Genomic DNA, 12358 nt, shown 5'->3' with positions numbered 1-12358 from the left:
CTCGCCACCTAGCCCATAATCGGAGATTGATCGAGTGAAGAGTGGCCTTTCAAGACTAACGTGCGGCATTTTCGACCATTTGGATGACGACGGCCGAGATGCCGCACGACAATATGAAGATCGTCTCAAGCTGGCGGAGGTCTGCGATTCCCTCGGCTTCTACGCTTATCACCTGGCCGAACACCACTGCACACCTCATGGCAGAGGGCCCTCGCCGAACCTGTTTCTATCAAGCGTCGCGCAGCGCACCCGGCGATTACGCTTCGGTCCGCTCGTCCTTTTGCTCAACCTTTATCATCCATTGCGCGCATTCGAAGAGATCTGCATGCTTGACCAATTGAGCGGCGGCAGGCTCGAGCTCGGGATAGGCCGCGGCTCCCAGCCGATTGAATGGAGCTATTTCGGCATCAGTGCAGACGCCGTACCAAGCCGTTATACGGAAGCCAGCGAAATCCTGAATATTGCGCTGAAGGGGCATACGCTATCTTATCAGGGACACCACTTTGAGCTGAAGGACATACCCTTAACCTTGAGGCCTCATCAACGTCCATATCCGCCGACCTGGATCGCGAGCAATCGGGTCGAAACGGCGCAGTGGGCCGCTGCAAATGGCGTCAATCTGGCGTGCATAGGCCGCGCCTGTGTTGTCCGGAGCGTTACGGATGCCTACCGCTCCCATCGAGCGCACAATACAACCGCCCACGGTCGCGAGCCATTTCTCGGGCTGGTCCGCATGGTTGTGATTGCGAAATCTGACCAGGACGCTCATGCGGCGGCCGAAACTGCGTATCGACGATGGCTGGAGAGCTTCAAGTTTCTTTACGAGCTGAATGCCATTCCGACACCGCCCGCCCTCCCGCTGACCTTCGATGCAGCGCTTGAGAGCGAATTGTGCGTCGTCGGAACGCCAGCTTCCGTCCGACAGCTCCTTCTTAACCAGATGGAAGAGGCAGGTGCCAACTACCTGCTTTGCCAGCTTGCATTCGGAAACCTTCCGCTGGAGACTTCCCTGTACACCGCAACAGCAATCAAAGCTGAAATTCTCGATAGTTTTGCCGGATAATGTCTAGATTGGGGAATCATACATTTGGCAAGTAGACCGACGCGCTGAGATTATATCCGAAGCTGGTTGCGATTTTGGTCGTCGCTTGCCCTGGGCGCAAAGGCGATGGTCAGCCTCAATGGCAGCGATCAACCGGTCAATCTTTCGGGCTGCGCTTCTTACTTGCTTCGACACATGAAGCTCTGCTGAAGGGAATTCTTCGTTGTGAGCGCGCTTTACGCAATGAACTTTGTCGGCATGGGCGGAACTGGCGGCGGTGCCGTCTACGTCGGCAACGGCAAGATTGTCGGAATCGACGCTGGGAACCTCGCTATAGTGGCACCTACATCGAGGAAGGTGGTCGGATGAAGGGGACTGTCAACCTAGCCGAACGCTCTTCGTCCTCTTCGATCTCGCGGGCCTTTTCAATGAAGGCCCGCGATTGCTCAGGGTCATCCTGCATCTGCGGGAGGCCGGAGCTGGTGGATAGTCGCCGTCGAGATTCCATGGCCTTCTCTTCGGCTTGCGGCGATCGAGGAGTTTGGAACTTCGTGACATCTGGGGGTCCAATTTAAAGGTATTCGAGGGGGCACCGCTGCGACCTTTTGTTTTCTCAATCACGGCCTGTCATCAACGAATCAGCAGTCTCGCCTGAAAGCTCTTAAGCTCACTGAACCAAGACGGCGGGAAAAAACTAATTGATCCGCTTTCGATGTAGGCGGTGAGATTACTCGCGTGCGCTATCCACGAACTCGATGCATCCCATCAACACTTTCGATTTTACCAATTTCAGCCAAATACCCCATAAGTCGATCGCCCGGTTTCCGGAAAGCACATTTCACGAATGTCGTGTGACAATGGATCCTTCTTGCTTTCAGCATAGTCGCAGGCCAATCCAAGCTTTTCCTGGCTGCATCCCCAACGACACCCCTCAATCTTTGAAATCGACGCACGTGCGGCGCAGATGCGGTCGGATGGCCAGCCGCAACGTCTGGCGCGGCAATCTATCGCGTTGTCGCCTCCCCCTTTGCCATCATACTAAGCCCTCCAAGAAGATCGGCTCTCACACTGCTTGGCCAGGGTAAATGCGTGCGCTGCATAGAGTTCGGGCAGGCGAACTGCCCGCTCCACCGGTGCGGGCTGGACTTTTCGCCCTCACCAGGCGGGCAGCGTCGACAATCCGCCGCTGTCGCGGCCTTCAAGCAAAGCAGTGCGGTCAGCTATCTGACTGCGCTAAGTGCAAGACACGTATCCTACGGCCAGGACGGGGCACTGATGTCGATCCGTGTGATGAGACCAGCCACGCGATCTTACTGCCCACCCCCGTACGTCGTGTGATCGTGGATTCTCACTCTGCTTGCGTCCTCGGCCTTCGTCGGCGGGCGGCACCCTCAACCACTTCCTCCAGACTGACGCTACCTCATCTCATTCTATGCGCCGGCGCTCTTCGACCATATCCCGATGCGGTTATGCCTTGTCAGCAATCCTTACATCATTATCGGAACGAGGCGTGGACGTGCGCGATCTGCCGGTCTTGTATCTTAGCGCGCGCAGCTTCCAGGAGCCCATCCGCACCCTCAGCGTGCCAGGCATGGCCTGTCAACGAATGCAGAGAGAAACCGCAGACGTATGTAGCGGATGTTATTTCTGGGTTGCCTGGCATGGACTGGGACATCATTGTCTGGCATGATGAGGAGACCGGTCTGGACCAGCTAACGGCGCATCTTCAGCAACAGCTTCGTCCAGCGCCAAGCGCTCCGTATGGCACTCTGCCTGGCAAGGCCTCTGGTTACGTCTGGATCGCTATGACACGCGGCAAGCGATCCCGCAGCAGTTCGGGCGGCGCTTCTCGACTTGCGTCATCAGCGGTGTCCCCGCTGGCTGGAGTCACTGCCACTACCCGACGCGCTGGACCGGCTCGACGGTCCAATCAAATGACGGGCCATCTACAACGCTGTTCGCAGCGTTCTATCCCCTCGATTCCGCCTTGGCGGTCCTTTCGCGGCACATGCCTGCCACCCTCTCCCTTCGGCGACCATGCGTGCGCACCTTGCCTTGTGCAGCAGCCATTCGTTCTAGCGCCGCGTCTGCCGTCTCGCGAACGGGGAAGCACGACACAACCGTTACTGCCCTGCATTTAACTTGGAGCAACACAGTGGAACTTGACCCTTCCAATTCACGCATACAGGACCTCGAGGATCGCATCGACGTGCAACTTGACATCGTGGCCGCCCTCATACGCGAAGAAGGCAACGAGCTCGAAGCGATCCGACTGCTTAACGCACTCACGAACCAAATGATTACGGCAGAACTGGAGCTCGGCCAACTCGGCGATACGAGAACCGGTGGCCGCACCGGCGACCTGCGAACAGCGCGGCTGTCGCGAGACCGTGGCGTTTACCACCCAGAAGACCTCCAGGTTTTGGGACGCCTTCTCGATCAGGCCGTAGCGGCATTACCGGCAGAGCTGCGAACTCCCGCCAACCAAATGAAGATCGCCAAGCTAATTCTGTCACGTGCAGCAGCGGACTGAGATTTCATTTGGCTTTTTCTGCGGTTGATGGCGCGCTTATCGAACGTTTATCGCTGGGCTGACTGCTACGGCCGAACGCACCAGGGATCGACGACTTGGCGTTTATGGGCTCACCGTCCCGTAAGCGCGCCGGTTCCGCTGGCTTTTCCATATCGCAACTGTTCGCCACCATGCTCGAAAGCAGGCTCGCCCTATTAAACCACCTCGCGCCGGAGATGACACAGTTTCATTCGATCCAGCTAGACCTTGCTGTTCTTCGAGTACCTGATAGCTATGGTGTCTAAAACGCCTGCGGCCAACTCCAAGGGCTGATAGCGGGGGAAAGCGCAACCCAACACATGCGTGCGAGACATCGCACGTCTATCACCACTTGTGATCCCTCAATGCGTTCGGCCCTCGTTGCGGCATTGTCTCCTACAAACGCGCAACGAATGGCACCCACATTCCTTTGCCGGACGACAGCGAATTCGGCAAGAGAGCATCGCAATTGCCGCTGCATCTCGCTCCCTTCTCTAGTGCGACTCACCTGGAGCAAAACTCGCACCGAGAGCAGGAGGCCACGCGCCGGGTCGAGCAACAGGACGACGGGCCGCGGACACATGTCAGAAAGCGAACAAGCCGCGTTCGGAAAACGCCACAGGATTCCAGAAACGACATGACAAGCAGTTGCGATTAGAGCGCTTGTTAGCTTGAGACTGCGAAAGGAGCTGAACGGTCCGTTTTCATCATGTTCAGCTCTAGTCGTGATTGGCATGGCGCCGATCTTCCGATTGCAGGAAGATGAGCCACAACTATTGACCGATGCCAAGCAACAAGAGCACTGCGGCTACGAATCGCGCGAACAACGCGTGCTCGCTTCACCCGTTTCAGAATTATTCGAATTGCGCATGGCAATACGACGTTCGGTCATCGGAACTTCAACAAACATCTATATAGGCTTCATTGAAGCGCCGAGAGCAGCTCGATACGCAAGCGGGCCGGGGCCCTGATGTCTTACTTGCTGGGACAGGCCAGACTCTCTGTTCGCTTTTGGCAAGGTACTTCCTTGTATCAGGACTTCGAGGAGTGTTGAGATGGATCAGTTCTTATCCGAGCAAGTGCAGGCGCCAGATGCTATCGTGAGCGTCGCATTTGATAAGGCTTGGCGCTTTGTCGAGAAGGATCCGTTGCTGGCGCACAATCTCAAAACGGTCCTTCATAGCCGGTTGCGCACTTTTCTTGAGTGTTCGATAAGGAACGGCGAACGGAATACTTTGAATCTGGCAAACGAGGCGATACGCAACTTGCGGGCTGAGTTGGCGCCGTCGACCAAGCAATAAGGCGCTTGCACCTCTACTGCCAGATGGGTTTGGCTTCGTTAAGGCTCTTGGGGACCTTATGCGTCAGGAAAACAACCGGGTCAGAGCGTGGTCGAGCTGACCTTGCTCCACTCATGTTCTGCTCCGCTGACGACGAGCACGTTCGCGACGACTATTGCCTGTGCAGCTCTTCTGGTTACCCGGGACCAGTAAACTGGCCCCCTGAGCAAGTCGGCGACGAGACGGGACAGCCGCGCTAATATTCCCTGGCGTAATACCGTTCTCTCTCTCTCTCTCTCTCTCTCTCTTGACCTTGAGCTCAGCACGAGCTTGCGCAACTTCAAGCAAGAGCCTCGTCAAGCGCAGCCGCGTCGGCTTCTTGACGTCCCTCGATCGCGGTAGAGATTGAGGAACGTTGTGCTACACTTGTAATAGGTCAGGAGCCAAAGCGATTGAGGCCTGTGATCGGTCACCACCGCATCGCTCACGATTGCAAGCGGCAGCACGACCGTCCTGCCGGAAGAATGAGCTTGAGCGCCCGAGACCGTCCTCGATCAGCGGTCTTCATTTGCCGAACTGTCTGAACAGCGAGCATGCACGGGGCGTGTTGGCGCAGCCTGCCTTTGGCGCCAGTTAGCGACAGAGGAGCCAAACATCTCGCAGCATTGCGTCGCATCACAGGCCGTCATGAACGGATCGTATCCAAAGAAGGATCTGCGCGAAGCGACCACTGTCAGGCCGCAGCATTTCGGTCGAGCAGTGCATGGCAAGTTGCGCGCTCCACAATCTGACGCGGCGTGCGATTGGACCCATTTCTTTCGAAGACATGTTGTGCGGCAGTTACAGCAATTCGCGATCATGTTGTTAAACGCACGGCGCCGGGGGGCATGGAAAGGAACGACACTCGAATGAAGAATTTTCTGATTCTGATCGCAAGCATCGGCGCACTCAGTGCCGCCGCTCCCGCATTCGGCGCGGACTTGGCCGGGCAGCCCGTCAAGGTCAAGGCGCCCCCGCTGCCGGTCGCAGCCCCGATTATCGATTGGTCCGGCTACTATATCGGTGTCAATGGCGGCTGGGGAACGAGCCGCAACTGCTGGGATTTCAATGGCGTCACGCCCGAGGGTTGCCATAATTCGACTGGCGGCACCATTGGCGGCCAGATTGGCTATCGTTGGCACATCTTCAACATGGTCTACGGGATCGAAGGCCAGGGCAACTGGGCCGACTTCGGCGGCTCCAATGTCAGCACTGCCTTCCCAGCAGACACCATTGGCACCAAGACAGATGCGTTCGGTCTGCTCACCGGCCATATCGGCTACGCATTCAATGCCGTGCTGCTTTACGGCAAGGGCGGTGCTGCAGTGACCAGCAACACCTATCACGTCAGCTCGGTGGCTACTGGCACCGAGATTGCCAAAAACAATGATGTGCGTTGGGGTGGCGCGCTGGGCGCCGGTGCCGAAGTCAGCCTCACGCCGAATTGGTCAGCCGGCGTCGAGTATACCCACTTGTTCATGCAGCGCAGCAACGTAAGCTTCCCGGCTGTTGGCGCCGATCGCGTCCACCAGGACGTCGATCTCATCACGGCACGGCTCAATTACAAGCTGGGCCAGACGTTTCCCAAATATTGATCTTCACGCGCCTGCGTGAATCGGGGGCCCCGACCACGGTCGGGGCTCTTCCTTCAGACGCTCCTCTCCCCCGCGGCATCCCTGCCGGACTTCCGAAGCACCAGGCCCGAGCCCGTCTAGGGCTGGGTCACCGGCTGGATGGAACGACGCCGCCTGACTCGAACGCTGGCGCACCAAGTCGGTCGATTCGGCACGTCATCGACGGTTATGGAGCTCCACAACCTCACGCAGTGTGAGGTTTGAGAGCGCTTGTCTCGAGGAGCGTTGTATCTGCGATTTCGCCGAAAGTGCCATGCTGACGCCAGAGCTGGAAGCAAACATTTGGCAGTTGGTGCTCGTTCCATTCGACCGATGAACTCAAAGAACATTGAGGCGCATAGCCATAACGATCGCTTGAATCCGGCTGGTCGCACCCAGCTTTCGCATCGCATTCTTGATATGAAAATTGACTGTATTCTCGCTGATTTCCAGGATCATCCCAGTTTCCCATGACGATTTCCCCTCTGCCACCCACCGCAAGCAACTGATCTCCCGCTGCGATAGTGCAACTTTTCTTTCGCAACCATCATTGCAGGGACGAGCGATGTCGCCATAGGCGGTGTGAAACTGCCAGGCCAGCGCGTTGAGATGACCGATGCGGTCCTGAGGATCAGCATCGTCGGACGCAGATGCAAACGACACCACGGATACCCGACCCAACGGGCCAAACAATGGCACGCTCATGCCATGCTTCAGGCCCGCCTCTCTCGCTTCGTCCAGTACGCGTCTCTCGTCCGGTTGAAGTTGATAGTGGTCGGCGAGTTGATCCCACAAAAACGGCCGCGAAAGCATCGGCGTCCGCCGGACCACCGGATCGATAGTATGGTACTTGCGTTTGAAGTATCGGTCGCACCAGTCTGGCGGCCACTTCACAGCCACAGTCGGAGGTGGATACTCCGCCAGCCGAAGTGGCTCGACGAAGTTGAGAGCGCCGTAAGCGACTTCACTGAACCCTTCCTCGGTGGCACAGCTTACAAGAAGCTCGAACAGCGCTCTGAGCGAATGCGTCTGGTTCGCGCATTCGGTGAAGGTAAAGAGATCCATGATGGGCGCCTCAGAACGTCGATCGAGCTCCCTGTCAATGTGTTCGATTGCGCTTGTTTCAGGCGGAGCCAAATTCCATTCCATGACCTGAACTCTTGGGTTTGTTCTTCGTGACGTCTGAGCGCCGCACGCTGCGTCAGACGCCATTCCCGAATTCGTTGCCCTGCCGCTGGCTGCGCCGGCATGATCGTCCCGTCAAACAGCCGAGATGCCGCCATCATCCCTGGTCCGAGGCTGAAGCAATCGAAGCGCCGTTGCACATGCGAAGTGATCGGTCCAGCTCGCCGATGACGCATTGGCCAAATCGGCCGCGCCATCGTCCATGTTGATGGTCTGGCAGTGATAGAAGGTCCGAGGACCCTGGCGACTCAGCTGGCGAGACGAACCAAACAGCACGAGCGGCTACAGGCCCGGCTCTGTTCAGATTGGATGGCGAGAAACCAGGGTCCTGTCCGAGCGACGCTTCGCTTTGTATCAAGGCCGAGCACGAGGAGATCCTGGGCACTGAACTCTGCGATACAGGTAAGGTACAGCACGCCGATGCGCTTGGCGGTGCCGGACTCGACCTGCGCGTTATCGGTATCGATTCTCTGCTTGCCGACGAAGACAACAGGAGCGTCATTTTTCTTCCCAATCTTGCGAATTGCCATCGCTAACCGTTGACTGATCCTCCGCCCTATGACGGCGTCGGGGTCGCGATCGATGAGCAACACGGAACAGCCGAAGCCGAAGCCTTACTCCTCGCCTGATTGTCCGGCGTCTCAGCGGGTCCGTCCGCCAGGTCCGGCGCAAATGAATCGAAGGGGCAGAAAACGGCCACGTCCAACGCGCAATGGGAGATACGCGCAGTCGCGAGACCTGCTTGATGCAGAGGACACTTTGCATGCGCATCTCCAGAAGGGAGAGGACCCGGGGTCAGACCAGCAAGTGTCGTACCAACTGTTGATTTCGCGAAAATCAACCGTCGGGACAAGGGCTTGAAAGGCGGACGGTTGGTCGCAAAGTAAGTGGATTGAAGCAATCATGACATCGGGAGGAAAGGCGACAGCGCCATTTGTGCGAGCCGCGGCACGAGTTGACCTAGACCAAGAAAGGTGCAGCTCCTCTCGGCGGCCGCCGCAAGTCCAACCGTCGGTGCCCCAAGCGCAGCCCTCTCGGAGCCCAGTCAAGTACCAACCTTGGCAATTGATGGGGACAGTCGACACATGACAATCGTCAAGGAACTTGGACTGACTGCACCTCCGGCCGCGCGGATCCCCGGTTAAGCGCTCGGAATCCGCCCCCTAGCGGAAAGATAATTGCGCCGGCACCTCACGCACGAATGGTGATGCGGTTGGTGCAACCAAGGCGAAGAACTTCGCCAAGATCGGTGAAGCATGGTTTCTCTGCTCTTCGCAATCATCTCACTGCTCTATGCGACCGTTGGCCAGGCGGGTGGCACTGCATTCCTGTCGCTAATGGCTTTCTCTGGTATGCCATCGACAGAGATGCGCCCGGCGGCGCTTGGTCTCAACATTGTTGTCGCGACTTATTCTACGTGGCTCTTCAACCGCAACAAAGTCGTAGACTGGATAATCCTGCGCCCGCTTCTGCTTTCATCGATGCCAGCGGCGCTTGCCGGTGGCTTGATTGTCCTCGAAGAACACATTTACAAAACATTGACCGGGATCGTCCTTCTTCTGGCGAGCGCCGTGATGATCATGCGGCGCGGACGAGCCGTCGATCGCATTTGCGAAACTCCGCTCCGGGCAAGCGTGAGCATTGGCGCGGTCCTCGGCCTGGTTTCCGGCCTGACCGGCGTGGGCGGCGGAGTGTTCCTGGCCCCGACGCTCATCGCACTGAATTGGGCATCACCTAAGCAGACCGCCGCGCTATCACCCCCTTTTATCCTGGCTAATTCCACAGTCGGCTTCGTCGGAGCTCTTTTCACCGGTCAATTTCCGTCCTCGGATTTGGCGCTTTACGCAATCTCCGCGCTGGCGGGTGCCGTCGCAGGAACGGTTATCGGCCTGAAATGGTTGAGCCAGACAGCTATCAGGTTCATCCTCGTGGCGGTTCTGCTCGTTGCCGGCATCCAATTGGTTCGCGCTTGAAAGCCTGAAGTCCCGTCTTTTGTGGGGTTGGTAAGCGCGGAATGTCAGGGCGCGAATCTAGTAATGATCCGGCGCAAGCTCTCCCAGCCGGCTTCTGCATAGATGGCCTCCAGGTCGCCGCGTGAGAACGATTCCTTGTGACGGGATGATCGACGCCTCACCAGGCGGTCTATGAGAAACAGTGAGAGCTGCACGTGCATCGGATTGATACGACGCCAATGAGGGGCCAACGGCATAATTATGCGCGCTCTGGCGGCGACCGGTAGCTGCAAAGGCGATGTTAAAAAAAGATATCAAGTGCTGAAGCAGAACAGAAAGTATCGCAGATAGTGTCACGCGTGAGTATCTGGCCGGCCCTCGCCTTCGCTATAAGCAGGGCCTGCAAGTTGTTTTGAGTTGGTGAGCTGCATTGGAGCCGGAACGAGACACCGCCGAACCAAGGCGCCCCGACGCACTTTGCCGGGGGGTTGAAAGTGCGCCGGGCCCGCCCCAACATCATCAGTACATCCGTGATGATGCTTGCGGGCAATGAGACAAGCAGCGTGGCGGAATTGAGGCTCATGCATTTTATACTTGAAATTCAAAAATGTTTTGGTGAGCTGCCCCCAAGGGACTTGAATCGCACGTAGCGTCACGTTGTACGATCGCGCAGTTGGCGCTCTTCATCTAGCAAGCAACGTATTTTCCCATGACACGCCGGCCTTGGACAGGAGGCATCGGTCGAATGCTGCGAGCATCCACATCGGTTTTTCCACGGAAAACCAGCTTGAAAGTCCAGGGACAGCCCGCCCGGCTCGTGGTGATGCCTTTAGATCCCTGTCTTCGTCGCAAAGGCTGCATGTCAGGGAATCCAGAAGCGACGCGCCCTCGGATGAATGATTGACACTGCGCGCAGGCTGGTCGGTGGACGTTTAGCCGCTTGGGCCGTGCTCGTAAGAGAAGTTCATTCTACCCACAAGCATCCAGATAATCGCCAATGAGCGGCTTTCACTCCCACCCTCACTCCCGGCCCATAAGCCGCGTTGGCAGTGACATCGAGAGCGGGACCAGATCTCAGCAACAGTTAGGCGCGTTTGACATAACGCAAAGACACAAGAGAGGGCATCGGTCAGTTTCATGCTGTTTGAGCATGGGAACGTTAAGCCTTGCAGACCTCCCTCCTGAACAAGTATTGCGATGCTCGCCTGCCTTGGTACACCATCTACCCAACCGTACCGGATTTCTCCGCGATGGTCGGTGCCAAGACTTGTGAGACATGGTTGAGGCGGCTGCCGCCCGACGAACCCGTATCGCTCTACCTCCACGTTCCGTTCTGCCGCTCGATCTGCTGGTATTGCGGCTTCCCTACAAGCCTCACTCGGAGCGAGCGACCGATCCGCAATTATTTGGCGGCGGTGCAGGATGAGATACGCTTGGTCGCAGAGCAAGCGCCGCGCGCTCTGCCGGTGAGCGACGTGCATTTCGGCGGCGGGACGCCGACCACCATTGCGCCGACCGATTTCCTGGCCTTGATGGAACTCCTGCGCCACTGCTTCGCGTTCAGCAAATCAGCTACCATCGCCATAGAAATCGACCCGCGTGCGTTCACGGCCGAGATGGTCGAAACGTTACAAGCAGCCGGGGTTAGTCGCGCGAGCATCGGCGTGCAGAGCTTCGACCCCGTGGTTCAAAGGGCGGTCAACCGCGTCCAAAGCGAGGTGCAGACGGCTTCTGTCGTCGAAAGTCTTCGCCAGCATGGGATAAGCCGCATCAATTTCGACCTTCTCTTCGGACTGCCGCATCAGACGGTGCGGTCCTGCGTGGACTCCGCGCGGACGGCTCTGGCCATGCGACCAGACCGGCTTGCGGTTTTCGGCTATGCGCACGTCCCCTCCTATATGAAACGTCAGCGCCAGATCGATGAGACGGCGCTGCCGGACAATGTCGCCCGCGCTGAGCAAGCCGCGGCCATTGCAGATACGCTGGTCTCGGCCGGCTACCGCCAGATCGGGCTCGACCATTTCGCCCTGCCCGACGACGAGCTCGCGCTGGCGCAGAAAGCCGGTCAGCTGCGCCGCAACTCCCTGGGTTATTCGGCTGATACCTGCAAAACCGTGATCGGCTTAGGTCCGTCAGCCATCGGCCGTCTGCGTGACGGTTACGTCCAGAACGAGATCGCAACCGCTTGCTATCACCAACACATTCAGGCTGGTCGTCTGGCAACCTCGAAAGGCTACTGTCTCACCGCCGAAGATCGCCTCCGTGCCGCAATCATCGAGCGTCTGATGTGCGATTTGCAGGCCGACGTACCAGCGATCTGTGCTGCTCACGGATTTGATCCGATTCCTCTTCTCGATTCGGCCGACCGCCTGGGAATGCTTGCCGAAGACGGGATAGTGGACATTGAAGAGGGATTCATTCGCGTCAAGCAGGAGCACCGGTTCGTCATTCGCGCTGTTGCTGCCGCATTCGACACTTGTCTCGACCGTATCCCTCTTAACTAAACCACGCATGTGAGCAGATCCCAAAACTCTAAGCTCTTCGCCAGGGAGCGAAAGCGCCTCGGGCAGACAGGCCAGATTTCGAGGATGCAGCGGCGGTGTGATGACACGACCTTTCACATATGGTCTCAAGACTGGCGAGGGCTGATTAAAAGGGAGCTGATCTAAAGCAGAGGTGCAGCGGACTCCGCCGTT

The 12358-nt window shown here is 57.7% G+C and carries 9 protein-coding genes; 7 read left to right on the top strand and 2 right to left on the bottom strand.

Annotated features, from left to right (window positions below; genetic code table 11):
* Positions 1–34 precede the first annotated feature (34 nt).
* From BLV07_RS14245 to BLV07_RS14225, 5 genes are all read left to right on the top strand, one after another.
* Entirely contained in the window at positions 35–1063 is a 1029-nt protein-coding gene (locus BLV07_RS14245) for an LLM class flavin-dependent oxidoreductase (protein ID WP_091886363.1), read from the top strand.
* A gap of 2134 nt (positions 1064–3197) precedes the next feature.
* Positions 3198–3575 carry a NolY gene (locus BLV07_RS14240; RefSeq protein ID WP_091886359.1) on the top strand — a complete coding sequence of 126 codons (378 nt, stop codon included), beginning with the start codon at positions 3198–3200 and terminating at the stop codon, positions 3573–3575.
* A gap of 752 nt (positions 3576–4327) precedes the next feature.
* Positions 4328–4564: a hypothetical protein gene (locus BLV07_RS46190; RefSeq protein WP_143035419.1), complete on the top strand. Its 237-nt coding sequence runs from the start codon at positions 4328–4330 to the stop codon at positions 4562–4564.
* Positions 4565–4648: 84 nt separating this feature from the next.
* Positions 4649–4894 carry a hypothetical protein gene (locus BLV07_RS14230; protein WP_091886352.1) on the top strand — a complete coding sequence of 82 codons (246 nt, stop codon included), beginning with the start codon at positions 4649–4651 and terminating at the stop codon, positions 4892–4894.
* 887 nt (positions 4895–5781) lie between these two features.
* Positions 5782–6507 carry an outer membrane protein gene (locus tag BLV07_RS14225; RefSeq protein ID WP_091886349.1) on the top strand — a complete coding sequence of 242 codons (726 nt, stop codon included), beginning with the start codon at positions 5782–5784 and terminating at the stop codon, positions 6505–6507.
* Positions 6508–6864: 357 nt separating this feature from the next.
* On the opposite strand, the gene BLV07_RS14220 is transcribed toward BLV07_RS14225, so the two are convergent.
* Positions 6865–7590, bottom strand: a complete 726-nt coding sequence (locus BLV07_RS14220) for a LuxR family transcriptional regulator (protein ID WP_091886530.1) — start codon at positions 7588–7590, stop codon at positions 6865–6867.
* Positions 7591–7958: 368 nt separating this feature from the next.
* On the bottom strand, positions 7959–8303 hold the full coding sequence (locus tag BLV07_RS47510; RefSeq protein ID WP_176945526.1) for an adenine nucleotide alpha hydrolase family protein: 345 nt from the start codon (positions 8301–8303) through the stop codon (positions 7959–7961).
* Positions 8304–8966: 663 nt separating this feature from the next.
* Between BLV07_RS47510 and BLV07_RS14210 the strand changes: the two genes are divergently transcribed.
* Together BLV07_RS14210 and hemN are read left to right on the top strand one after the other, a co-directional pair.
* Positions 8967–9683: a sulfite exporter TauE/SafE family protein gene (locus tag BLV07_RS14210; protein WP_091886345.1), complete on the top strand. Its 717-nt coding sequence runs from the start codon at positions 8967–8969 to the stop codon at positions 9681–9683.
* Positions 9684–10828: 1145 nt separating this feature from the next.
* On the top strand, positions 10829–12166 hold the full coding sequence (hemN, locus tag BLV07_RS14200; protein ID WP_091886338.1) for an oxygen-independent coproporphyrinogen III oxidase: 1338 nt from the start codon (positions 10829–10831) through the stop codon (positions 12164–12166).
* Positions 12167–12358: the final 192 nt, after the last annotated feature.

The organism is Bradyrhizobium sp. Rc2d (assembly GCF_900099855.1).
In the GTDB taxonomy this organism is placed as follows: domain Bacteria; phylum Pseudomonadota; class Alphaproteobacteria; order Rhizobiales; family Xanthobacteraceae; genus Bradyrhizobium.
The sequence above is the reverse complement of the archived record's forward strand: the minus strand, read 5'-3'. Positions and strand labels throughout refer to the sequence as shown.